The sequence below is a fragment of the Nonomuraea sp. NPDC050478 genome, assembly GCF_044458265.1.
Taxonomy (GTDB): domain Bacteria; phylum Actinomycetota; class Actinomycetes; order Streptosporangiales; family Streptosporangiaceae; genus Nonomuraea; species Nonomuraea ferruginea.
On record NZ_JBITHT010000005.1, the window covers coordinates 178,252 to 201,298 of the forward strand.

General features: G+C 71.7%; 25 protein-coding genes. 4 read left to right on the forward strand and 21 right to left on the reverse strand.

The window, feature by feature from the left end:
- Window position 1 precedes the first annotated feature (1 nt).
- The gene (locus ACIBF7_RS25625; RefSeq protein ID WP_397198343.1) at window positions 2–2,485 is read left to right on the forward strand and encodes an ABC transporter permease; all 2,484 of its coding nucleotides are present in this window, start codon (window positions 2–4) and stop codon (window positions 2,483–2,485) included.
- A gap of 197 nt (window positions 2,486–2,682) precedes the next feature.
- On the opposite strand, the gene ACIBF7_RS25630 is transcribed toward ACIBF7_RS25625, so the two are convergent.
- The 8 genes from ACIBF7_RS25630 to ACIBF7_RS25665 all read right to left on the reverse strand — a co-directional run bounded on the left by ACIBF7_RS25630 (window position 2,683) and on the right by ACIBF7_RS25665 (window position 10,590).
- Window positions 2,683–2,952, reverse strand: coding sequence for a hypothetical protein (locus ACIBF7_RS25630; RefSeq protein ID WP_148033860.1), 270 nt, complete (start codon window positions 2,950–2,952; stop codon window positions 2,683–2,685).
- Window positions 2,949–3,602: a toxin glutamine deamidase domain-containing protein gene (locus ACIBF7_RS25635; RefSeq protein WP_271279083.1), complete on the reverse strand. Its 654-nt coding sequence runs from the start codon at window positions 3,600–3,602 to the stop codon at window positions 2,949–2,951. The genes ACIBF7_RS25630 and ACIBF7_RS25635 overlap by 4 nt, the downstream gene beginning before the upstream one ends.
- 1,599 nt (window positions 3,603–5,201) lie before the next feature.
- Complete coding sequence (locus ACIBF7_RS25640; protein ID WP_397198344.1) at window positions 5,202–6,779, reverse strand: molybdopterin-dependent oxidoreductase; 1,578 nt, start codon at window positions 6,777–6,779, stop codon at window positions 5,202–5,204.
- Between the two features lie 47 nt (window positions 6,780–6,826).
- The gene (gene rdgB / locus ACIBF7_RS25645; protein WP_397198345.1) at window positions 6,827–7,417 is read right to left on the reverse strand and encodes an RdgB/HAM1 family non-canonical purine NTP pyrophosphatase; all 591 of its coding nucleotides are present in this window, start codon (window positions 7,415–7,417) and stop codon (window positions 6,827–6,829) included.
- Window positions 7,414–8,133, reverse strand: a complete 720-nt coding sequence (rph, locus tag ACIBF7_RS25650) for a ribonuclease PH (protein WP_148033863.1) — start codon at window positions 8,131–8,133, stop codon at window positions 7,414–7,416. The genes rdgB and rph overlap by 4 nt, the downstream gene beginning before the upstream one ends.
- 31 nt (window positions 8,134–8,164) lie before the next feature.
- A complete protein-coding gene (locus ACIBF7_RS25655; protein ID WP_397198346.1) occupies window positions 8,165–8,917 on the reverse strand; it encodes an MBL fold metallo-hydrolase in 753 nt (250 codons plus the stop codon).
- Window positions 8,871–9,737, reverse strand: a complete 867-nt coding sequence (gene murI / locus ACIBF7_RS25660) for a glutamate racemase (protein ID WP_397198347.1) — start codon at window positions 9,735–9,737, stop codon at window positions 8,871–8,873. The genes ACIBF7_RS25655 and murI overlap by 47 nt, the downstream gene beginning before the upstream one ends.
- A gap of 61 nt (window positions 9,738–9,798) precedes the next feature.
- Window positions 9,799–10,590 carry a thioesterase family protein gene (locus tag ACIBF7_RS25665; RefSeq protein ID WP_148033865.1) on the reverse strand — a complete coding sequence of 264 codons (792 nt, stop codon included), beginning with the start codon at window positions 10,588–10,590 and terminating at the stop codon, window positions 9,799–9,801.
- A gap of 265 nt (window positions 10,591–10,855) precedes the next feature.
- On the opposite strand from ACIBF7_RS25665, the gene ACIBF7_RS25670 reads away from it, so the two are divergent.
- Window positions 10,856–12,679 (forward strand): DUF3352 domain-containing protein, encoded by a 1,824-nt coding sequence (locus ACIBF7_RS25670; RefSeq protein WP_397198348.1) that lies wholly within the window; start codon window positions 10,856–10,858, stop codon window positions 12,677–12,679.
- A 51-nt stretch (window positions 12,680–12,730) separates the two neighbouring features.
- On the opposite strand, the gene ACIBF7_RS25675 is transcribed toward ACIBF7_RS25670, so the two are convergent.
- From ACIBF7_RS25675 to clpS, 5 genes are all read right to left on the reverse strand, one after another.
- Complete coding sequence (locus tag ACIBF7_RS25675) at window positions 12,731–13,678, reverse strand: PLP-dependent cysteine synthase family protein (RefSeq protein WP_397198349.1); 948 nt, start codon at window positions 13,676–13,678, stop codon at window positions 12,731–12,733.
- A 1-nt stretch (window position 13,679) separates the two neighbouring features.
- A complete protein-coding gene (locus tag ACIBF7_RS25680) occupies window positions 13,680–13,952 on the reverse strand; it encodes a MoaD/ThiS family protein (RefSeq protein ID WP_148033868.1) in 273 nt (90 codons plus the stop codon).
- Between the two features lie 159 nt (window positions 13,953–14,111).
- On the reverse strand, window positions 14,112–14,513 hold the full coding sequence (locus ACIBF7_RS25685; protein WP_148033869.1) for a Mov34/MPN/PAD-1 family protein: 402 nt from the start codon (window positions 14,511–14,513) through the stop codon (window positions 14,112–14,114).
- 10 nt (window positions 14,514–14,523) lie between these two features.
- A complete protein-coding gene (locus ACIBF7_RS25690) occupies window positions 14,524–15,012 on the reverse strand; it encodes a DUF2017 domain-containing protein (protein WP_271280148.1) in 489 nt (162 codons plus the stop codon).
- 46 nt (window positions 15,013–15,058) lie between these two features.
- Entirely contained in the window at window positions 15,059–15,352 is a 294-nt protein-coding gene (gene clpS / locus ACIBF7_RS25695; protein WP_148034889.1) for an ATP-dependent Clp protease adapter ClpS, read from the reverse strand.
- A 46-nt stretch (window positions 15,353–15,398) separates the two neighbouring features.
- On the opposite strand from clpS, the gene ACIBF7_RS25700 reads away from it, so the two are divergent.
- Together ACIBF7_RS25700 and ACIBF7_RS25705 are read left to right on the forward strand one after the other, a co-directional pair.
- The gene (locus tag ACIBF7_RS25700; RefSeq protein WP_246640380.1) at window positions 15,399–16,682 is read left to right on the forward strand and encodes a nicotinate phosphoribosyltransferase; all 1,284 of its coding nucleotides are present in this window, start codon (window positions 15,399–15,401) and stop codon (window positions 16,680–16,682) included.
- Between the two features lie 15 nt (window positions 16,683–16,697).
- Window positions 16,698–17,267, forward strand: a complete 570-nt coding sequence (locus ACIBF7_RS25705; RefSeq protein ID WP_397198350.1) for a nicotinamidase — start codon at window positions 16,698–16,700, stop codon at window positions 17,265–17,267.
- On the opposite strand, the gene ACIBF7_RS25710 is transcribed toward ACIBF7_RS25705, so the two are convergent.
- The 8 genes from ACIBF7_RS25710 to ACIBF7_RS25745 form a co-directional block, all read right to left on the reverse strand.
- Entirely contained in the window at window positions 17,264–17,686 is a 423-nt protein-coding gene (locus ACIBF7_RS25710; protein WP_397198351.1) for a PIN domain-containing protein, read from the reverse strand. The two genes, ACIBF7_RS25705 and ACIBF7_RS25710, sit on opposite strands and share 4 nt — an antisense overlap.
- Entirely contained in the window at window positions 17,686–17,916 is a 231-nt protein-coding gene (locus ACIBF7_RS25715) for a hypothetical protein (protein WP_148033874.1), read from the reverse strand. The genes ACIBF7_RS25710 and ACIBF7_RS25715 overlap by 1 nt, the downstream gene beginning before the upstream one ends.
- Before the next feature lie 151 nt (window positions 17,917–18,067).
- On the reverse strand, window positions 18,068–18,418 hold the full coding sequence (locus ACIBF7_RS25720) for a nucleotidyltransferase domain-containing protein (protein ID WP_397198352.1): 351 nt from the start codon (window positions 18,416–18,418) through the stop codon (window positions 18,068–18,070).
- Between the two features lie 72 nt (window positions 18,419–18,490).
- Window positions 18,491–19,309, reverse strand: a complete 819-nt coding sequence (locus ACIBF7_RS25725; RefSeq protein ID WP_148033875.1) for a hypothetical protein — start codon at window positions 19,307–19,309, stop codon at window positions 18,491–18,493.
- On the reverse strand, window positions 19,302–19,877 hold the full coding sequence (locus ACIBF7_RS25730) for an RNA polymerase sigma factor (RefSeq protein ID WP_261808803.1): 576 nt from the start codon (window positions 19,875–19,877) through the stop codon (window positions 19,302–19,304). Before ACIBF7_RS25730 ends, ACIBF7_RS25725 begins: the two co-directional genes overlap by 8 nt.
- An 80-nt stretch (window positions 19,878–19,957) precedes the next feature.
- The gene (locus ACIBF7_RS25735) at window positions 19,958–20,320 is read right to left on the reverse strand and encodes an STAS domain-containing protein (RefSeq protein ID WP_261808804.1); all 363 of its coding nucleotides are present in this window, start codon (window positions 20,318–20,320) and stop codon (window positions 19,958–19,960) included.
- A 163-nt stretch (window positions 20,321–20,483) separates the two neighbouring features.
- Entirely contained in the window at window positions 20,484–22,229 is a 1,746-nt protein-coding gene (locus ACIBF7_RS25740) for a DEAD/DEAH box helicase (protein WP_271280154.1), read from the reverse strand.
- Window positions 22,230–22,352: 123 nt separating this feature from the next.
- The gene (locus tag ACIBF7_RS25745; protein WP_148033878.1) at window positions 22,353–22,988 is read right to left on the reverse strand and encodes a hypothetical protein; all 636 of its coding nucleotides are present in this window, start codon (window positions 22,986–22,988) and stop codon (window positions 22,353–22,355) included.
- Window positions 22,989–23,047: the final 59 nt, after the last annotated feature.

Sequence of the window (23,047 nt, forward strand, 5' to 3'; positions counted from 1 at the left end):
GGTGCTGAGGACGGCTCTCGCCGGGCTGCGCGCGCACCGGCTCCGGCTGCTGCTCACCTCCCTGGCGATCATGCTGGGGGTGGCGTTCATCGCCGGCACGTTCGTGCTGAACGACACCATCCAGGCCGGGTTCGCCGAGCGGGTCACGGCCGACGCCGAGAAGGTCGCGGTCGCCGTACTGCCGGAAGGTCCCGGCGAGCGGATCGGGCCGGAGGTGCTGGAGCGGGTGCGCGCCGTGCCGGGCGTGCGCGAGGCCGTGGGGCTGGTACGGGGCAGCGCGCCGCTGCTGGGCCAGGACGGCAAGGCGGTCGGCGGCATGCCGACCACGGCCGTGTCGATCGTCCCTGGGGCGCTGGACCGCACGACGATCGTCAGCGGCACCGGCCCCGGCTCCGACGACCACGCGGCGGTGCTCGACGAGAACACGGCCGAGGCGGCGGGCTTCCAGGTCGGCGACACGATCAAGGTGCTCGACAGCCGGGGGCGCGAGCACGTGTTCCGGCTCGTCGGCCTCCTGGACCCGGGCCTCGACCAGGAGCTCGCCTACACGGGCGCGGTCGGCTTCACCACGGCCACGGCGCAGCGGATGACCGGCGCCGAGGGCTTCGCCGAGATCGACGTCGCCGGAGACGACCCGGCCGCGCTCAAGCCGGCCGTGGCGGCGGCCGCGGGCGCCGGGCACGAGGTGCTGACCGGCGAGGAACTGGCCGCCGACCTGGCCAGGCAGGCCGGGCTGGAGATGCGCACGCTGACGGTCGGGCTGCTCATGTTCGGCCTGGTGGCGATGTTGGTGGCCGCGCTCGTCATCTACAACACGTTCGGCATCCTGGTGGCGCAGCGCACCCGCGAGATGGCGCTGCTGCGTTGCATCGGGGCCACCCGGGGGCAGGTGTTCGGCTCGGTCCTGATCGAGTCGGCGGTGGTCGCCGTGGTGGCGTCGGTGACCGGGCTCGCGGCCGGGTACGGGCTGGGCGCGCTCACGCTCGCGGTCCTGGGCGCCCTCGACGCGCCGCTGCCGACCGAGGCGGCGCTCGCGCTGTCGCCGGAGACGATCGCCGTCGGCCTGGGCGTGGGCCTGGCCGTCACCGTCGGCGCCGCGGTGCTGCCCGCGCGGACCGCCACCCGGGTCTCGCCGGTGGCCGCGCTGCGCACGCAGGTGGAGGAGCGGACGTTCCGCGCGGGCGTGCCGCGGGTGGTCTTCGCCGCCCTGTTCCTGCTGGCGGGGCTCGGCGCGGGGGGCGCCGGGGCGCTGGTGCTGCCGCCGGGCGAGCAGACCTCGCTGTTCGTGGTGATGGCGGGCGGCGTGCTGACCTTCCTCGGGGTGCTGGTCATGGGGCCGGTGCTGGTCAGGCCGCTGAGCGCGGTGCTCGGCTGGGTCCCGGCCAAGCTGTTCGGGGTGCCGGGGCGGCTGGCCGTGGACAACTCGGGCCGCAACCCCAAGCGGGCCGCGACCACGACCGTGGCGCTGACGATCGGGGTGACGCTGATGACGCTGATCTCGGTGGTCACCGCGTCCACCCGGGCGACGGTCACGGACAAGCTGGACGAGCAGTTCCCCGTGGACTACGCGCTCATGACCCAGGGCCGCGAGGGAGGCATCCCCCGGTCGGTCGGCGAGGAGCTGAAGGACCGGCCGGAGTTCGCCGCCGTGCTGCGGGTCCGCGACACCGCCGCGACAGTGGGCGGTGTCAGGGTGCGGGTCGGCACGTACGAGGGTCCGATCAGCCCGAAGCTGGTCTCCGGCGCGCTGCCCGAACTGGCCGCCGGGCAGGTGGCGGTGGCCGCGCACGCCGCGCGGGACCTGCGCGTGGGGGTCGGCGACACGGTACGGGTCGGCCCGGGCTCCCGGGCGGTGCCGCTGGAGGTGGTGGCGGTCGTGGACGACGAGTCGCCGCTGCCGACGCTCGCCCTGGCACCGGGGCAGTTCGCGGAGCTGTTCGGCGACGTCCAGGACAGCCGGGTGCTGATCGATATCGCGGACGACGTGGCGCCCGAGCGGGCGCGGGCCGTGGTGGAGGCGGCCACGGCCGCCCACCCGACGGTCCAGGTGCAGAGCTCGACCGAGGTGCGCGAGGAGTTCGACCAGACGCTGGACATGCTGCTGATGATCATCACCGGGCTGCTCGGGCTGTCGATCCTCATCTCGCTGCTCGGCATCGCCAACACGCTCTCCCTGTCGGTGCACGAACGGGCCAGGGAGTCAGCGCTGCTGCGGGCGCTCGGGCTGACCAGGGCGCAGCTGCGGCGGATGCTGTCGGTGGAGGCGCTGGTGTTCGGGCTCATCGGCGCGGTGGTCGGGGTGGCGCTCGGCCTGGTGTTCGGGTGGGCGGCCACGCGGGCGATGCTGGACGGGGCGGTCTTCACCGCGTCGCCGTGGCAGATCGGGCTGTTCGTGCTGCTGTCGGGGGTGGCGGGCATGGTGGCCGCGGTGCTGCCGGGCCGGCGTGCGGCCAGGGCGTCGATCGTGGGATCGCTGGCAGGCTGACCCTTCTAGCCACAAACCCGGATAAATCAGTTATAGGCGGTCAAATCCGGATATGTGTAGCTCGGTTGCGCGCGGGACCTTCGCTCTCGCGTGCCCGAGGGAGGCCGGGCGTCCATGGGGGCGACGCCCGGCCTTGCCCTAGTTTCCAGCGTTTCTATGGCGGAGGGGCGCTTTTTCCGTACTTCGTATGGCAGCGCTCAGCGAGGGTGGCGGCCGGGCCAGAGGTCGGCGACCGACTCCGGGTCCAGCAGAGGGCGGGCCACCACCTCTCCCGAGGACCTGTCGATGACGACGCACCCGCCGCCGATCGTGTCCGGCAACCGGGCCGGGTCGTCGGGCTCCGGCTCGCGCGCCCACGCCACGTACCCGTCACCGAACCCGTAGATCCCCACCGGCAGCGCCTCCTCCTGCGGGCGCACCCCGTTGAAGTACTCCTCCGCCAGCGCCCTGGCCTGGTCGAGGTTCATCGCGGCTGCCCCTGCCTGTCGAGGATGACGCAGAACACCCCGGTCACGGTGGTGTAGAGGGGTTCGACGGCCATGTGACCACGCTGGGCGTCGATCCAGATGACCTCGTCCAGGTAGTTGACCGCGTTCCAGGCGTGCGACCCGCCGGCGGGCCAGCGGACCACGATGATCGCCGACGCGCCGTGACCCGCCTCCCGCAGGCGGCGGGCCAGCATGGGGTACGCGTGCCGCCCCTGCCCGGCGTACTGGAAGCGCTGTCCCGCCCAGCGTTCCATCCGCGCCGTGCTGCCCGCCTCTCCGGTGACCAGCGGGCGCCCGATGGCGTCGTACTCGGGCGTCCTCGGCGCCGCGGCGGCCGGTTCCCCGTGCCAGGTGGACAGCACGGCCAGTGCGCAGTCGGCGGCGTTCGAGGCCCGGAACGGGTCGTCGGCCGGCCCGCCGCCGTTGATGAGCCGCACCCACGTGCCGCGCGGGTCCGGGAACCTGGCGCCCGGCTCCACCGCCATCGCCAGGTCCTGCTCCACCTGCGGGTCCGGCCGCGCCAGCCCGCCCGGCGCCCCGTACGACCTGCTCCCGGCCAGCTTCGGCGGCCGATGCGGCCAGTCGAACCAGTCATACTCGGCGACCCCCCGCCTGACCCCCGCATCCACCCCATCGGCCCCGGGACCGCAGGGCGCCAACCCTTGATCGAAGACCCCACCGACCGGCAACCCCTGATCGAAGAACCCGCCAGCCGCCGACATCTGATCGAAGGGGCCCCCAGTCTCCAACCTCTGATCGAACGGCTTGGCAGTCTCCGACCCCTGACCGAACGGTTTCCTAGTCACCGACCCGCGACCGGACGGCCCGGCAGTCGCCGCCCCCTGACCAACCGGCCCGGTGCCCGCCAACCCGTGATCAGGAGGACCGGCGATCGCCGCCCCCTGATCAAGAGGACCAGCGGTGGCGGGCTGGTGATCGTACGGGCGAGCGGTGGTGGGCTCGTGATCGTACGGGCGAGCGGTGGCGGGCCAGGACGTCGGCCCACCTGCCCGTACGGGACCGCCGCTCTCTCCTGCGGACGGTGCCGGCGCACCGCCGTCGGCCCTCATCCGCGCCTGGAGGAAGCTCACTGGAGGGACAGCAGGCGCGACGCCCTGACCATTCGCATCGCGTTCAGGCCGCTCGAACGGCCGCGAGTCGCCACCCTCTTCGTCACCTTCACGCCGCTCGAACGACGGCGAGCCGCCACCCTCCGAAGCCCCTGCCTTACCACCGAACCCGGCACCCTCGGCAGGCTGGGGTATCTCACTCCCGGACCCGCCGTTCCCCCACGCCCCGTCACCTTGGGTACCGGCCCTCCCGTCAGCAGGCGAATCGGCGAGGTTCTCCTGCGGCACCGGCCACCCGGAACCCCCGGCCACCGTCGCCGATCCCCGCTGACCGAAACCTCTGACGGGCGAACCGTCCCGTCCCGCATCGCCCCACCGAAACGACCTTCCAGCAGGGAGACCGTCATTCCCACGCCCCGCCGTGCCCTCAATATGCGGCGCGGCACTGGCGCCACCTCGCTGACCAGCACCTCCGATGGGCGAACCATCAGAATCCGCACCACCACCCCACGTCGGATCCCCCGCAGAGGGATCGCCAGCACTATCGCTGTCCCGCTGACCAGGACTGCTGGTGGGCGAACCATCAGCATCCTCGCCACGCCACGTCACGGGCGGAGCATCGCCGTCGGTGTCCCGCCGCCACACCGGGGCGTCAGAGTTCCGGTCGTCGCGGTCCCGCCGGCGTACCGAAACGTCAGGATTCCGGTCATCGCGCCAGGAACGGGACGGGCCGTCGGCGAGCCGGTTGCCGGGGCTCTCGGCGTGCTCCCCCGGGCGCGGGCTCGCGGCAGGCCGTAGCGTCGCGTCCGCGGGCGGCTGGCTGGAGTTCCAGGGGCCTTCGCGGCTGCCCTGGACGGGTTCGCCGCCACCCGTGGGGTCGGTCGGGGATGGGTCGGTCGGTTCGGAGTCGGGCGGTCCGGGGGCAGTGGCGTTCTCGTAGTCGAGCCACCGCACCCCGTCTGCGACCACGGGGTTGTACTGCCCCTCGGGTAGGACCCACCGGACGCCGGACTTGCGGTCGCGGGCCACGTCCTGCCTCCTGTCACTGCTCGACGACCGATCGTAGGGGCGGACAGCGTGACGCAGGGGCGAAAGTCAGGAAGATTCTCGGCCAGGACTGGGCGCCCTACCAGCACAAACGCCCTATCAACGGACGAGTCAGGTGACGTGGACGTCGATCGTGTGCCAGCCGGTGGCGCCGTCGGGCATCACCGGGGCGCGCTGCTCGGTCTGGGTGTATCCGGCCGCGTCCGTCGCCCGTACTTCGAGCGTGTGATCCCCCGGCGTGGCGTCCCAGTCGAGCGCCCACTGCCGCCAGGTGTCCGGGCCGGGCACCTGGGCGAGCCGGGCCTCCCGCCACGCGCCTCGGTCGACCCGTACCTCCACGGCGTCGACACCCTTGTGCTGAGCCCAGGCGACGCCCGCGATCGTGGTGCGGCCCGCCGGCACCGTGGCCCCCGGCGCCGGGACGTCGATCCGGGACTCCGTCTTGATGGGCGCCCTGGCCGACCAGCCGCGCGGCGTCCAGTACGCCTCGTCGGTGTCGAACCTGGTCGCCTTGACGTCCACCACCCACTTGGTCGCCGAGACGTACCCGTACAGACCCGGCACCACCTGCCGCACCGGGAAACCGTGGGCCACGGGAAGCGGCTCGCCGTTCATCGCGACGGCGAACAGGGCGTCCCTGCCGTCCATGACGACGTCCACCGGCGTGCCGCAGGTGAAGCCGTCGGAGGAGGTCGACAGCAGCATGTCGGCCTCCGGGCGGAGCCCCGCCTCGCGCAGCACGTCGGCCATCCGCACCCCGAGCCAGCGCGCGTTGCCCACCAGAGGGCCGCCGACCTCGTTGGAGACGCAGGCGAGGGTGACGTCGGCCTCCATGAGCGGGCGCCTGAGCAGCTCCTCGTACGTGATCTCGATCGGGCGGTCGACGAGGCCGTGCACGCGCAGGGTCCACGCCCGCGGGTCCACCTGGGGGACGATGAGCGCGGTGTCCACGCGGTAGAAGTCGGCGTTCGGGGTGACGAACGGCGACAGGCCCCTGATCCTGAGATCGGCTCCGGCCGGAAGGGGCGGGGCCGGCACGGCGGGCGCGGGGATCGCGACGTTGACCCGTGCCGCGTCGACGGCGCGAGCACCACTGAGCGAACGGCCCACGACGGCGGCGGCCCCGGCGGCCACCACTCCCCCGGCGGCCCCGGTCAGCAGCCTGCGCCGGTCGAACGCGTACGGCATGCCCGGAGCCCACATGACCCCGGGCCGCTCGACGTCCCCGGCGGAAACCTCGCGGACGGAAGGGGTGGCGCGGCGGAGGATCCAGGACAGGGCCAGGGCGCCCGCCGCCACCCCCGCCAGCGTCGGCAGCGCGTCGGCGGCCGTCGCGCCGGGCCTGGTCAGCACCGCCACCAGCCCCACCACCCCGAACAGCGCCAGCCCCGCCGTCCCGTACGCGCGGCGGCGCCGGGCCACGACGCCGATGCCGGCCGCGATCAGGGTGAGCACCACGAGCACGCCGCCGATGAGGACGTTCTTGTCGTTCTCGCCGAAGGTCCGGATCGCGAACTCCTTCAGCGGCGCCGGCGACAGGTCGACCACCCAGTCGCCCACGGCCAGGACCGGGAACGACGAGGCTCGTACCAGCCCCGCGCCGAGCTGCGCGACGCCGAGCGCCACGGCGCCCGCCACGATGCCTGCCAGCGCGCCCGCCCAGACGGGCGTGACCTGATTACTTCGCACGACTCCGACGCTACGCCGCGCGGCGCCCGGCAGGTCTTAAGGGATGGTTACGGCGCCAGCAGTTCGTGCACGATCGGCGCGAGCGCGCGGAAGGCGCGGCCCCGGTGGGAGATCGCGTCCTTCTCGCCGGCCGTCATCTCGGCCGTGGTGCGGCTGTCGCCGTCGGGCACGAAGATCGGGTCGTACCCGAAGCCGCCCGAGCCGCGCGGGGCGCGCACGAGATGACCGGGCAGGACGCCCTCGGCCACCCTGGACTCGCCCGAGGGCAGCGACAGCGCGGCCACGCAGGTGAAGTGGGCGGTGAGCTTGTCGTCGGGCACGTCGGACACCTGGGCGAGCAGCAGGTCGAGGTTGGCCTGGTCGTCGCCGTGACGGCCCGACCAGCGGGCGGAGAACACGCCGGGCATGCCGTTGAGCACGTCGACGCAGAGCCCGGAGTCGTCGGCCACCGAGGGCAGGCCCGACTGCCTGGCCACCTCGCGGGCCTTGAGCAGGGCGTTGTCCTCGAAGGTGACGCCGGTCTCGGCCACGTCGCCGATCTCCGGGAACTCCTCCAGCCCCACGATGTCGAACCCGGCGAGGATGCGCCGCAGCTCGGCGATCTTGCCGGGGTTGCGGGTCGCGAGCAAGATCCTCATGCGGACAGCGCCTCCTGCTGGATGAGCGTGAGCTCCTCGCAGCCGGTCACGGCGAGGTCGAGCAGCCGGTCGAGCGCGCCGCGGTCGAACGGGGCGCCCTCGGCGGTGCCCTGCACCTCGACGAAGCTGCCCTCGCCGGTCATGACGACGTTCATGTCGGTCTCGGCGGCGACGTCCTCGACGTAGCAGAGGTCGAGCATCGGCACCGAGCCGACGACGCCCACGGAGACCGCCGACACCGAGCCGATGAGCGGGTCGCCGGGGCACATCTTGCGCTCGCGCATCCAGGCGACGGCGTCGGCGAGCGCGACGTAGGCGCCGGTGATGGCGGCGGTCCTGGTGCCGCCGTCGGCCTGCAGGACGTCGCAGTCGAGCAGGATCGAGTTCTCGCCCAGGGCCTTGTAGTCGACGCAGGCGCGCAGCGAGCGGCCGATCAGGCGGGAGATCTCGTGGGTCCGTCCGCCGATCTTGCCGCGGACGGACTCGCGGTCGTTGCGGGTGTTGGTGGCGCGCGGGAGCATCGCGTACTCGCCCGTCACCCAGCCCTGGCCGGTGCCGCGCCGCCAGCGCGGCACGCTGTCCTGGACGGACGCGGCGCACAGCACCCGCGTCTGGCCGAACTCCACCAGCACGGACCCCTCCGCGTGGGTGATCCAGTTGCGGGTGATGGTGATGGGGCGGAGCTGGTCGGGGTTTCGGCCATCCTGTCGCGACATGCAGATCAGCCTATCCCCGCCCCGCACGACCTCACGCCAGGTCGTAGACGGCGCCGCTGCGGGCCAGCTCGATCGGCCCGGAGAAGCCGCCGCGGGTGGCGTCGTCCAGCACGTCGGCCGGGTCGTTCCAGGGGACGAGGTGGGTGAGCACGAGCCGCCCGGCCCCGGCCTCGGCGGCGTGCTCGGCCGCCTGGCGGCCGGACAGGTGGAGCCCGGTGGGCAGGTCGGGGCCGTCGAGCATCGACGCCTCGCACAGCAGCAGGTCGGCGTCGGCGGCCAGCTTGACCAGCTCGGCGCACTCGCCGGTGTCGCCGGAGTAGACGACGCTGCGCCCGCCGTGCTCGACGCGGAACCCGTACGCCTCCACCGGGTGGTTGACCAGGGCCGCGGTCACCGTGAACGGGCCGGCCTCGATCGTGCCCGGCGCGAGCCCCGCGAAGTCGAAGGCGGTCTCCAGCCCGGGCTCGTCCGGCATGCCGTAGGCGGCGGCGAGCCGGCGCGGCGCGTCGGCCGGCGCGTAGACGGGCACCCGCGGGTACGGGGCGTCGGGGCCGTAGGTGCGGGCCACGTGGTAGCCGCACAGGTCGAGGCAGTGATCGGCGTGCAGGTGGGTCAGGCAGATCGCGTCGACGTCGTACAGGCCGATGTGGCGCTGGAGCACTCCCAGGGACCCGCTGCCGAAGTCGAGCAGCAGACGGAAGCCCTCCGCCTCGACGAGGTAGCAGGACGCGGGGCTGTCAGGGCCGGGAAAACTTCCCGAGCAGCCGATGATGGTCACTTTCATGCGGGCCTCCCTTGACGGTGGTACCCCCCACTGGAGCGACTTCGACCGCGTCGATCTCCGGACCCAGGAAGCGGCGTCCGAGCCGGGCGAAGAGCGTGGAGTCGCCGGTGGCGCGGAAGCGGTGCCGGGGGCTGGCCTCGCCGCCGGCCGCCAGGCCGCGGTCGTGCAGGATGCGGTAGACGTCCTTGGCCGTCTCGTCCGCGCTGGACACCAGCGTGACCCCGTCGCCCGCGACATAGGAGATCGCGCCGGTGAGCAGCGGGTAGTGGGTGCAGCCGAGGATGAGCGTGTCGCATCCGGCGTCCTGGATGGGCTCCAGGTAGCCGCGGACGACCTCGATGAGCTGCTCGCTCATCGTCTCGCCGCGCTCGACGTACGACACCAGGTGTGGGGCGGCCACGCCGGTGAGCTGGACGTCGGGAGCGGCGGTGAAGGCGTCGTGGTAGGCCATCGACTCGATCGTGGCCCGGGTGGCGATCACACCGACCCTGCCGTTGCGGGTGGCGCGCACCGCCCGCCGGGTGGCGGGCTGGATCACCTCGACGACGGGCACGTCGTAGCGCTCGCGGGCGTCGCGCAGCACGGCGGCGCTGGCGCTGTTGCAGGCGATCACGAGCATCTTGACGTCGTGCTCGACGAGGTGGTCCATCACCTCCAGGGCGTAGGCGCGCACCTCGGCGATGCGTTTGGGCCCGTACGGCTGCCGGGCCGTGTCGGCCACGTAGGTGATGGACTCATGGGGCAGCTGGTCGATGATCGCCCGGGCGACCGTGAGGCCGCCCACCCCGCTGTCGAAGATCCCAATACTCGCGTCCGGCACGCTTCAGAGGGTAGGCGACCTGCGCTCTTTTCACTGCGTAAGAATGCTCACAGCGCGCGTGTCAACCTCGCCCCACCCGTGCCAGCTGCCGCGACTGCGCCACCAGGCGGCCCGTCGAGTCCCACACCTCCGCGTCCTCGTCGAACCAGCCGTCGGCGACGAGCCGCCCGCCGGCCAGCACGGTGAGCCAGCCGGGGGCGGGCAGCGCGCGCAGGTGCCAGGTGAGCTCGACGGTCGGCGCCCAGCCGCGCAGGCCGGCGGAGAACACCACGGGCGGCAGCGCGTCCACGGCCACCGCCAGCACGAACGGGTCGGGGTCCTGCGGCTCGGCCATCCGGAAGTAGGCGCGCGACTCGGGCCGGCCGGCGGGCGCGCCGGAGAGCCAGCCGATGCTCGGCGGGTCGAACACGACCTCCACCTGGGCGTTCATGTTCATGTTCGACTCGGGCTTGGGGTCCGGCAGCTTGACGCACTCCTCCAGGGGCGGCATGGCGTGCGCGGGCCCGTCGGCGTAGACGGGGTCGGCGTTGGTCAGCGTGGCGGTGGTGACGAGGGTCTCGATCTGCGCGACGCCGTCCTGGACGAGGGTGGCGCGGGTGAACGCGGCGGTCTTGCCGGTCTTGATCCGCTCGACGCGTACGGTGGCGGGCCCTGGCACGGGAGCCTTGAGGAACTGCGCGGTGGTGCTCACCGGGTGCGCGAACGGCGAGTCGTCGACCACCGCCCGCAGGACCACCGCCATCAGGTAGCCGCCGTTGAGCGGGCCGCCGATCTGGTAGCCGGGGTCGAGGCAGACGTCGTAGGTGGTCTCGTCGACCCGGATCGCCTGCGTGGCCTCGTCGAACTTGGTCATCCGCCCCTGCCTCAAGTACGGAACTATATTCTAGTGAGTTCATACTGTACATCCAGAAACCCACCCCAAACCGGGCCGCCTGCACACTTCAGCGCATTGCAAGCGGGGGTCTAGCAACATCAGCTACCTTCTGTGTGATTTAAATGTCCACACTGTGAGTTGAGTGATGTCTGCGAATAATCCCCCGCCGGGGCAGGATCCTGACCGGACGACAGCGTTCCGGTGGAATCAGGAGCAGCAGCCCGAGAACCCGCCGACGACGCCTATGTCTCACGGCCAGCCGTACCCCCCGCAGCAGCCGTACCAGCAGCAGGCCCCGTACGGCCAGCAGCCCCAGTACGGTCAGCCGCAGTACGGTCAGCAGGCCGACCCAGGTCAGCAGTCCCCTTACGGGCAGCAGGCGTCCTACGGGCAGCAGCCTCCGCACGGCGGCCAGCCCGGCTACGACCCGCAGCAGTACGGGCAACCCCAGTACGGCCAGCCCCAGTACGGCCAGCAGCCTGAGTACGGCCAGCAGCCCCAGTACGGCCAGCAGCAGCAGTACGGTCAGCAGCAGGGCTACGGGCAGCAGAGCTTTGGACAGCAGGGTTACGGGCAGCAGGAGCAGCTCGGCTGGCAGGCCCCGGGCCAGGATTTCCCCGGCCACGGCGGCGAGCCGCCCAAGAAGGGCCGCAAGGGCTGGGTGATCGCCGTCGCGGCGGCGCTCGCCGTGGTGCTCTTCGGCGGCGGCGCCTGGGCCGTGGGCTCGTTCCTCGGCGGCGGCGGCACGCAGCCGCACGACGTGCTGCCCGCCGACGCCATCGCCTACGTCCGCCTGGACCTCGACCCGGCCGCCAACCAGAAGCTGGCCCTGTTCCAGATCGCGCAGAAGTTCTCCACCACCAAGGACACCTTCCAGGGCGACGACCCGCGCAAGGCTTTCTTCGACTCCCTGAAGGAGAGCGACAACAGCCTCAAGGACGTCGACTTCGCCAAGGACATCGACCCGTGGCTCGGGAGCCGGGTCGGGGTCGGCGTGCTGCCCAGCGGCGGCGAGGAGCCCGGCGTCGCGATGGCGATCCAGGTGAAGGACGAGGCGGCCGCCAAGGCCGGCATCGCCAAGATGATGGGGAAGAGCAAGCACGGACTGGCCTTCCGCGAGGACTACGCGATCGTCGCCGAGACGCAGGAGAACGCCGACAAGTACGCGGCCGCGGAGACCACGCTGGCCGACAACGCCGACTTCAGCGACGACCTGAGCGCCATCGGGGAGCAGGGCGTGCTGTCGTTCTGGGCGCACATGGGCAAGGTCGCCGAGCTCTCGGGCGAGACGCTGACCGCCGAGCAGCAGCAGGTGGTCGAGCAGGTCAAGACCGCCAGGTTCGCGGGCGCGCTGCGGTTCGACGGCGGGTACGTCGAGCTCGCCGGCGTGCTGCGCGGCGCCAAGGACCTGACCGGCGGCGAGGACGTGCCGACCGCGAACCTGGCCGCGCTGCCGGGCTCGACCGCGGGCGCGCTCACGATCTCCGGCCTGGACAAGATCGTCACCAAGCAGTGGGCCGAGATCCAGAAGTCGGCCGGGGCGTCCCAGGAGTTCCAGACGTTCCTGCAGCAGGCGCAGACCCAGTTCGGGCTCAAGCTGCCGGACGACCTGGCCACCGTGCTCGGCCAGAATCTCACCGTGGCCGTCGACAGCGAGGGCCTCGACACCCAGCAGTTCAAGGCGGGCGTGCGGATCACCACCGACGCCGCCAAGGCCCAGGCCATCCTGGACCGGGTGCAGCAGAGCCTGAACGCCCAGGGGCAGCAGGTGCAGATCGCCAAGGTCGCCGGCGACGGCGTCTTCACCGTGGCGACCACCGACGAGTACGCCAAGACGCTCGCCGGTGAGGGCACGCTCGGCGAGAGCGAGACCTTCCAGACCGCCATCCCTGACGCGGGCGAGGCCACGTACGGCCTGTTCGTCGACCTGGACAAGGTGGAGAAGCTCTACCTCGCGAACATGCGGGGCGAGGAGAAGGCCAACCTGGAGGTGCTGCGCGCCGTCGGCCTCAGCGGCAAGCAGACCGACACGGAAGTGACGTTCTCCATGCGGGTGCTGTTCAACTGATGACGGGACGCGAAGGGGCGGCCGGCGCGCGCCGGCCGCCCCTTCGCGGTCTCAGGCCCAGAGCTGGCCTTCGAGGCGCTGCTCGGCCTCGTCGAGGGTGCCTTCGTACGCGCCCGTCGAGAGATACTTCCAGCCGCCGTCGGCCACCACGAACACGACGTCGGCCCGCTGGCCCGCCTTGACGGCCTTGCGCGCGACGCCCAGGGCGGCGTGGAGGGCCGCGCCCGTGGACACGCCCGCGAAGATGCCCTCGGAGGACAGCAGCTCTCGGGTGCGGCGCAGCGCGTCGGCCGACCCCACGGAGAACCGGGTGGTCAGCACCGACTCGTCGTACAGCTCGGGGATGAAGCCCTCGTCGACGTTGCGCAGCCCGTACACGAGCTCGCCGTAACGCGGCTCGGCGGCCACGATCTGCACCTCGGGCACGCGCTCGCGCAGGAAGCGGCCGACACCCATGAGGGTGCCGGTGGTGCCCAGGCCCGCCACGAAGTGGGTCACGGTGGGCAGGTCCTCGAGGATCTCCGGCCCGGTCGTCTCGTAGTGGGAGCGCCAGTTGGCCGGGTTGCCGTACTGGTAGAGCATGACCCAGTCGGGATGGGACTCGGCCAGGCCCTTGGCCACCCGCACCGCCTCGTTGGAGCCGCCCGCGGCCGGCGAGGAGATGATCTCCGCACCCCACATGCGCAGCAGCTGGCGGCGCTCATCCGAGGTGTTCTCCGGCATGACGCACACCAGGCGGTAGCCCTTGAGCTTGGCCGCCATGGCCAGCGAGATGCCGGTGTTGCCGCTGGTCGGCTCCAGGATCGTGCAGCCGGGGGTGAGCAGGCCGTCCTTCTCCGCCTGCTCGACCATCCACAGCGCCGGGCGGTCCTTGATGGAGCCGGTGGGGTTGCGGTCCTCGAGTTTGGCCCAGACGCGCACTTCGGGCGACGGGGACAGCCTCGGCAGCCCCACCATGGGCGTCCGGCCGACCGAGTCGGTCAGCGATTCGAACCGCATGTCACCCGCCGGCGACGGCCGGGAGGACGGTCACCGTGTCGCCGTCGGAGACGGGGGTGCCGAGCCCGCCGAGGAAGCGCACGTCCTCGTCGTTCAGGTAGACGTTGACGAAGCGGCGCAGGCCGTTGTCGTCGACGAGGCGGTCCTTGATGCCGGGGTGGCGGGACTCCAGGCTGGCGATCAGCTCGTCCAGGGTCGCGCCTTCGGCGCTGACGGCCTTGGCGCCGTCGGTGTAGTTACGCAGGATGGTCGGAATGCGGACCTCGATGGCCATCGCTGTCAATCTCCTCGATCTGGTCGTCGTCCCCATCGGCATGCAACACCGACGGGTGTCTGGGGATTCCTGCTCAGTTACCTGATCAGAGCCAGCGACAGTCGTACAGGAGGACAGCCGGAGTGTGCGCGAAGAGGAAACTCTGCACAGGCCAGCCCATCATGGGATGAACCTTACCTCTTCCTCGGTGATCTCACCGTCCAGGATCCGGTACGAGCGGAACTCGACGTCCGTCTCGTGCCTGGTCGAGACCAGGACGTAGTGGGCGTTCGGCTCTGACGCGTATGAGACGTCGGTCCGCGACGGGTATGCCTCGGTGGCCGTGTGGGAGTGGTAGATCACCACCGGCTCCTCGTCGCGGTCGTCCATCTCACGCCAGACGCGGAACTGCTCCATCGAGTCGAACCGGTAGAAGGTGGGCGAGCGCTCGGCGTTCTCCATCGGGATGAACCGCTCCGGGACGCCGTCACGCCCCGCGATCACGCCGCATGCCTCGTCGGGGTGGTCGGCCCGGGCATGCGCGACGATCTTGTCGGCCAGTTCCTTCGAGATGGTCAGCATGCTGCGGAAGTTACCAGAGCGCTCGGACCAGGCTGTCTTGCAGGTAGGTGAGCCAGTCGTAGGTGACGAACGCCGGGTAGCGCGGGTCGTCCTCGGACATCGACTCGAGCTCGTCGTGGATCTCCTCGGTCACCTCCAGGCGGGTGCCGAGCGTGAGCCGGACGTCGTTGAGCGAGCGCAGCCAGGCCTGGGCCTGCTCGGGAGTGAGCTCCACCCGGCCCGGCGCGGCGGTGTCGAGCAGGGTCTGGGCGTCGGCGCGCTTGCCGTCGCGGAGCGTCGCCTCGGTGTAGCGGCGGAACTCCGTCGACTCCTCCTCGTCCTCGTAAGCCGACGGGAACAGCCGCGCCAGCACCGGATCGGACGGCGCCGCGCCGTCGCCGATGCCGAGCGCCCGCTCCAGCGGGTCGTCGCTGGTCTCACCGGGCGCGACCAGCCCGAGCACCATCCCGACGAGCGAGGACAGGATCGAGACCTCCGCGGCCTCGAACTTCGCGATCACCGCTCCGTCGCGTCCGGAGGAGAACCCCGAGCTCACCGGCACCGCCTCACTTGACCGAATCCGGCTGGACCGTCGCCCACAGGCCGTAGGAGTGGAGAATCTGCACATCGCGTTCCATCTCTTCGCGCGTGCCGCTGGACACGACGGCCTTCCCCTTGTGGTGGACGTCCATCATCAGCTTCTCGGCCTTCTCCCGGGTGTAGCCGAAGACCGTTTGGAAGACATAGGTCACATAGGACATGAGGTTGACCGGGTCGTTCCAGACGATCGTCACCCACGGCAGATCGGGCCGGACGTCCTGTGAAGGACGCTCGACGGTGATTGGAGCGGTGCTACCCACATCCATGAGTCTGCCCTATGTGGGCCGTAGTCTTCGACTCGTGACGATGACCATGAGCACCGCGTTGCTGACAGATCACTATGAGCTGACGATGCTGCAGGCGGCGTTGCGAAGCGGCGCGGCACACCGGCGAGCGGTCTTCGAGGTGTTCGCCCGCCACCTGCCCGGCGGGCGGCGCTACGGAGTGGTCGCCGGGGCGGGACGCGTCCTCGACGAGCTGGAACGCTTCCGTTTCGGTGACGAAGAACTCACTTTTCTCCAGGAGCACAACGTCGTCGACGAGCCGACCCTCGCGTTCCTGGCCGAGTACCGGTTCTCGGGGAGCATCCACGGCTACCGCGAGGGCGACCTGTACTTCCCCGCCTCCCCCATCATGGTCGTGGAGGGCACGTTCGCCGAGGCCGTGCTGCTGGAGACGCTGATCCTCTCGGTGCTGAACCACGACTGCGCGATCGCCTCGGCCGCCTCCCGGATGGTGAACGCGGCCGGCAAGCGGCCGATCATCGAGATGGGCGCCCGCCGCACGCACGAGCAGGCCGCGGTGGCCGCCGCCCGCGCCGCCTACCTCGCCGGGTTCTCCTCCACCTCCAACCTGCAGGCCGGGCGGCTGTACGGGATCCCCACGGCCGGCACGGCCGCGCACGCGTTCACGCTCCTGCACGACTCGGAGGAGCAGGCGTTCGAGGCCCAGATCGCCACGCTGGGCCCCGGCACCACGCTGCTCGTCGACACCTACGACGTGCGTGAGGCCGTGCGCACCGCGGTCGAGCTGGCCGGCGAGAAGCTGGGCGCCGTCCGCATCGACTCCGGCGACCTGGCCGCCGCCGCCCAGGAGGTACGCGAGCAGCTCGACTCGCTCGGCGCCTTCCACACCCGCATCCTGGTCACCTCCGACCTGGACGAGTACGCGATCGCCGCGCTGGCCGCGGCCCCGGTCGACGGCTACGGCGTCGGCACCTCCCTGGTGACCGGCTCGGGCGTGCCCACGGCCGCGCTGGTCTACAAGCTGGTGGCCCGCGAGACCAGGACCGGCAAGCTGGAACCGGTGGCCAAACGGTCGGTCGGCAAGCCGTCGCGGGGCGGGCGCAAGCAGGCCTACCGCCTGCTGAACAAGTCGGACCACTACGAGACGGAGCTGGTCACCACGTCCGGGCTGGTGCCGGAGGGCGGCGTGCCGCTGCTGACCGAGTTCGTACGCGAGGGCGAAATCGTCGGCCGCGAACCCCTCGCCGAGGCGCGGGCGCGGCACGCCGAGGCGATCGCCCGCCTGCCGCAGGACGCGCTCCACCTCGCCCGGGGGTACGCGGCGATCCCCACGGAGTTCGCCTGACGTATCGTGGGCCGTATGGGTACGGCGCTGATCATCGTCGATGTGCAGAACGACTTCTGCGAGGGAGGCAGCCTCGCCGTGGCGGGCGGCTCCGAGGTCGCGGCCGCGATCTCGCGACACGTGGCCGACCACGGCTACGACCACGTGGTGGCCACCCGCGACTACCACGTCGACCCCGGCTCCCACTTCGCCGACGAGCCCGACTTCGCCACCTCCTGGCCGGCCCACTGCGTGGCGGGCACCCCCGGCGCCGACTTCCACCCGGCGTTCGACATGTCGGCCGTGGAGGAGGTCTTCAGCAAGGGCGCCCACGAGGCGGCCTACAGCGGCTTCGAGGGCACCTCCGGCGACGGCGTCCCGCTGGCGGAGTGGCTGCGCCGGCACGGCGTGCGCGACGTCGACGTGGTGGGCATCGCCACCGACCACTGCGTCCGCGCCACCGCCATCGACGCCGTCAAGCACGGCCTCACGGTCCGCGTGCTGCTCGACCTCACGGCCGGCGTGGCCAAGCAGACGACGGACGCCGCCGTGGCCCAGCTCGACGCCGCCGGCGCCACCCTCCACGGCGCCCCGATCGTCCGCTAGTTCAGATCGGCGGGCAACACGGTGAACGCGTCGCCCCAGAGCGGCTTCATGGCCCGGAAGTGCCGCTGATCCAGCGTCAGCACCCGGGTCGTCTCATAGCGGGCCGCCAGCACGGCGATGGAAGCGTCGGCCAGGCCGACCTTCATGTCGGCGTAGCGGAGGATGACGTCGGTGGCCTCGACGATCTCCTGCCGCGCCATCGGTACGAGATCGTACGTTCCGTAAGTCACCTCGCGTAGATAGTCGGTCTCGGCCCGCAGGCCGATCCGGGTCAGGAGCAGGTAGTCGAGCTCCGCGAGCACGAAGGGCGACAGGAGGATCGGCCCTTTCTCCGCCTCCAGTGTCCGCCTGGCCGCCCCGTGGTCCTCGGCGGCGCGGTCGATGGCGGCGAAGGCGCCGCTGGTGTCGAGGACGAGCATCAGTCGCGCCCGCCCGGGTCGAAGTCCTCCATGATCTCGTCGACCCTGCGGGCGAGGCTCGGGTCACCGCTGTCGAAGAGCGGCAGCGTGGGACGGGGCCGCTCGGTCAGGACCTCGGCGCCGAGCATCCGCGCGATCGCCTCGCGCATGTAGGCGTCCTCGGACATGTGATGCGCCCTGGCCGCTTCCGCGACCCGCTGCTTCATATCCTCCGGCAGGTACAGACTCACCTCTGGCACTCCTCTACGGTAACGCGGCGTCCCTGCGACACCACCGATCACGAAGAGTACAGATTTCCTCACGCTCCGGTTACGTGGGCGCCAAGAACCCGAAGACCTTTCTCCCCCCGAGAGGAAAGATCTCTACCACCGGTTCACATCATCAGACGGCCCCGCCACGGATGGGCGCCGTGCTCGGTCTCCGCAGTCTCGCTGGGGCGGGGTGAGCAGGGGCAGCATGCGGTCGAAGTCCATCTCGTCCTTGGGGCGCGGCGCCCGCGCCTTGTAGAGGAGCCGGACCTCCGGAGCGAGCCGTCGCAGGGGACGCCGGCGACGGTGAGGGCGGTCGGGGGACGGCCGGGACGTGGTCGCGGCGCAGCAGGCCGAGGTCCACGTCGCCGTGCGTGCGGTACGCGTGGCCGACCGCCGGCTCGATCGCGTGTCCGCCGCCGATCCACCATGGCAGCGGCGCGGTCGCCAGCAGGGCGGCCACCTCGGCGAGGCCACGTGTCATGCGAAGGGGCCGCCCCTAGGAGCCCGGGTTCCCGGCGGCCCCGTGGCGGGGCCGCCGGGTGAGGGCGCGTCGCTAGTCGCCGCTGTGGTGGAGGATCTTGGAGCCGTCGTCGGAGCTGCCGCCCGTGTCGTGCCGGGGGCCCTGGTCGTCACCCTCGGTGACGCTGTGGGTCCCCTTCTCCGGGCCGCCCTGCTCGTTGACCTCGGAACCCTTCTCACCCTCGCCGGAATCGGCGGGAGCGGGCACCGAGACCGGCGTGCACTCCTTCACCTCGCCCTTGATCACCGCGACATTCATGCCGGAGGGCGCCTTGCCGGACCCGCCGCCGGAGATGGCCAGGACCAGCGTCTCGCCGCTGCCGACCGCGCCCTTGGTGATGGTGAAGTCCACGCCGCCGCCGTTCGAGCGGAGGCCGGTCTCCACCCGTCCGCTCGCCTTGGCGGGCTCGCCCCGTGTGCCCTGACAGGTCTTCCCCTCGGGCAGGTAGTCGACCGCGGCGTTGACGCCCTTGTCCGCCAGCGCTTCCTCAAGGCTGCCGGGGTCGCTGAACTCGTTGATGGTCACCTTGATCGAGCCGTCGGCCTGAGAGGTGACGGCGAACGCCGGGGCCGCACCGCCGTTGACCAGCAGCGCCGCGAGAGCGGCCGCCGCGACCCCCGACAGCGCGACGCCCAGCTTGACGAAGCGCGGCACCCGTCGCGCCGCGGTCCCCCGGACGGCGCCCTGGGTGGCGAGCGCGCCCGCCGCGAGAGCCTCGCGGGGTGGCGTGCCCGCTGTCAGGCCGCTGAGTGTGATCTCCTCGCTGAGCGCGGCACGCATCTCAGCGAGCCGCGCCTCCCCGGGCTCCGGCGCGTCCGCGCGCATCTCTTGGAGCAACCGCAGGTCATCCATGATCGTTCTCCTCGTCGACGTCCGTCGGATTCATCCCGCCCAGAGCGGCGCGGGTCTTCTTCCTGGCCCGGTGCAGCCGGGACCTGACGGTCCCGACCGGGATGCCGAGCGCCTGGGCCACCTCCTCGTAGCCCAGGTCGGCCCACGCGATCATCAGCAGCACGTCACGCTCGTCAGGGGACAGCTCGGCCAGCGCGCGGGCCAGGTCGCGCTGCGCCGCCGACGCCGACACCCGCGCGTCCACCCGGTCGGCGTAGCTCTCCACCACGTCGTCCACGCCGGTCCTGGCCAGCGCCTGGTAGGACCTGACCTCGCTGCGGCGGTGCTTGCCGATCAAGTTGGCGGCCATCCCGTACAACCAGGGGCGGGCGTCGGTGTGGCGCACGTCGTACCGGTCGCGCCGCCGGAAGGCGGCCAGGAACGTGTCGGCCACGACGTCGTCGGCGAGCGAGTCGCCCAGCCGCCGGGTGACGTAGCGGTGCAGGGCGGGCGCGTGACGGTCGAACAGCGTCGAGAAGGCGGCCGGGTCCCGCCAGGACTGTTCGATCACCTCGGCGTCCGTGGACACGCGTTCTGTGTCCGTAATCAAATCGCCCCCTTTCCATCGGGTGTCGTACTCCCTTTCACCCGATGGCGGGAAACGGGTTCTCAGGCCCGCATGCCGGCGTGGCGCAACGCCTCGTCGAGAGTGCCGAAGACCTCGAAGGCGTTGCGCAGCCCGGTGATGGACAGCACCCGGGCCATCACGCCCTGCACGCCGCCCAGCAGCAGCCCTGTGTCACGCGCCTCGCAGCGGTGCATGATGTCGAGGAGCTCGTTCATGCCCATCGAATCGCAGAAACCGACCTCTTGCATGTCGAGGATCAGGAACGGCGTGGGCGGCAGGTCCCACACCCGGGTGAGGTGATCGCGGAGCGCCGGGAGCCCGTACACGTCGATCTCGCCGCTCAGCCGGATGACGATCGCATTGGAGAAGAGCCCGGACGAGACGGCGAGCATCGACCTTCCCATGGCCTCAGGCGACATGAGCACGTCCCTCTGGATCTCCGTTAGGCAGCCCATCGGAAAGTGTTGCCTGTCCGGCCTGCTTTCTAACGGAAGGCTACTGCTCTGTTGCCAAACGCATAGGGTTACGGAGCGTCACGATCTCCGGGGCCGCTGATCCGAAAGCCGCCTACCGGCGCTGGGTCGCCCAGCGCCGGATGAGGTCGATGCGTTCCTGGATCTGCTCGGCGGTCGCCTGCGCGATCGGCGGCCCGCCGGCGGAGCGGCGCAGCTCGGCGTGGATCACGCCGTGGGGCTGGCCGGTGCGGTGGTTCCACGCGCCGACCAGGCCGTTGAGCTCGCGCCGCAGCTCGGCGATGCGCTCGTGCGGGGCCAGGGTGTCCTTGGGCTCGGGCTGCTTGCGCTTGGCCGCCTGCTGATCGGACTGGCGCTTGCGCAGCAGCGTGGCCACCTGGTCGGGCTCCAGCAGGCCGGGCAGGCCGAGGAAGTCTTCTTCCTCGGCGGAGCCGACCTCGGCGCCGGTGCCGAACTCGCCGCCGTCGAAGAGCACCCGGTCGAAGGTGGCCGAGGTCTCCATGGTCTCGAACGGCAGCTCGTCGCCGAGGACGTCGGGGGTGTCCTTCTTGCGGTTGGCGTCGTCGAGCAGGCTGTCGTCGAGGCCGTCCTCGGGCGGGCGGCGGTTGAGCACGTGGTCGCGCTCGGCCTCCATCTCGTTGGCCAGGCCCATGAGGGTCGGCACCGAGGGCAGGAACACCGAGGCGGTCTCGCCGCGCTTGCGGGCGCGCACGAAGCGCCCCACGGCCTGGGCGAAGAACAGCGGGGTGGAGGTGGAGGTGGCGTAGACGCCCACGCACAGCCGCGGGATGTCGACGCCTTCGGAGACCATGCGGACCGCGACCAGCCAGCGGTCGCCCGAGGCGGCGAAGTTCTTGATCTTCTTGGACGCGCCGGGGTCGTCGGAGAGCACGACGGTGGCCGCCTCGCCGGCGATGTTGCGCAGGTGGCGGGCGTAGGCGCGGGCCGTCTCGTGGTCGGTGGCGATCACCAGGCCGCCCGCGTCGGGCACGTGGCGGCGCACCTCGGTCAGGCGGCGGTCGGCGGCCTGCATGACCTGGCGGATCCAGTCGCCCTTCGGGTCGAGGGCGGCGCGCCAGGCCTGGGAGAGCTGGTCCTTGGTGAGCGGGGTGCCGAGCGTGGCGGCGAGCTCGTCGCCGGCGCGGGTGCGCCACCTCATCTCGCCGGAGTAGGCCAGGAAGATGACCGGCCGCACGACGTTGTCGGCGAGCGCGGGACCGTAGCCGTAGGAGTAGTCGGCGCGGCTGCGCTTGAGGCCCTCGGCGTCTTCCTCGTAGGTGACGAACGGGATCGGGCTGTCGTCGGAGCGGAACGGGGTGCCGGTGAGCTGCAGCCGCCGGGCGGCCGGCTCGAACGCCTCCTGCACGCCGTCGCCCCAGGACTTGGCGTCGCCCGCGTGGTGGATCTCGTCGAAGATGACCAGCGTCTTGCGGGCTTCGGTGCGGGCGCGGTGGAGCGCGGGGTGCATGGCGACCTGGGCGTAGGTCACCGCGACCCCGGTGTAGTCGCGGCTGGTGGTGCCCTGGCTGTTCTTGAACTCGGGGTCGATGCTGATGCCGACCTTGCCGGCGGCGTCGGCCCACTGGCGCTTGAGGTGCTCGGTCGGGGTGACGATGGTGATCGCGCGGATCACCCCGCGGGTGAGCAGCTCGCTGGCGATGCGCAGGGCGTAGGTGGTCTTGCCGGCGCCCGGCGTGGCCACGGTGAGGAAGTCTCGCGGCTCTCGCCCGAAGTAGAGGTCGAACGCCTCCTGCTGCCAGGCGCGCAACTTGGGCGCGGTGCCCCACGCGGCGCGGTCGGGATAGGAAGGCGACAGGTGGGATGCGGCGAAGGTGCTCACCGCATCACCTCTGGGGTTCGTGTGCTTCGCTTTCTCACAGTGTCCCAAGAGTAGACCGGCCCACCGACAAGACGTGCCGTGCTCCTCGATCCTGGCCAAGCTCTCCCGCGCGTGCTATGGGCGTTATCGGGCACTGGCCATCACCCCGTCCAGCGCCTGCCTGGCGGCCGTCTCCTCGGGCTGGAGCAGCCCGAGGACGAGCGCCGCCTTGCCGCCGTTCGTGACAAGCGTCACACGCAGGTACGCGGGACGGTTCACCACGTCGTCGTACCGGGCCAGCAGCGCCCTGGTGTGGCCGCCGGCGACCGGCCGGTCGTCGACCACCTTCACCCTGTCCCCCTTCAGCAGGAGGCGCGCGTAGTGCTCGGCGGCGTCCTTGACGCCCGCGCGCGGGTCGGCGATCTCTCCCGGCAGCGGCCTGGTCATGACCAGGCCGCCGTCGTCGTTCCTGGCCGACGAGGTGAACCCGGTGACGGGCGCCACCTTCTCTTCCTCCCAGCCGGGCGGCAGCGCCAGCCGCACCCCGGCCAGCGTGTCGGTCAGCGGCGTGGCCTCCCCGCCCGAGGGCATCAGCCGGAGCACGGCGAGGGCGAGCGCCGCCACCAGCCCGGCCGCGGCCACAACCGCCAGCACGGGCCGGGCCAGGCGCCCCAGCGCGCGCCGCGGCACCCGGGGGCCGGGGTCGGCAGGGGTGCCGTACATGCGCGCGGACGGCGGCAGGGAGTCCCAGCGCGTACGGACGCGGTCGTCACGCTCCACGACCGCTGTCCTACCATCCCGGGGCGGCCCCGGTCCGGCGATCCGTTGCCGGTGTGGCT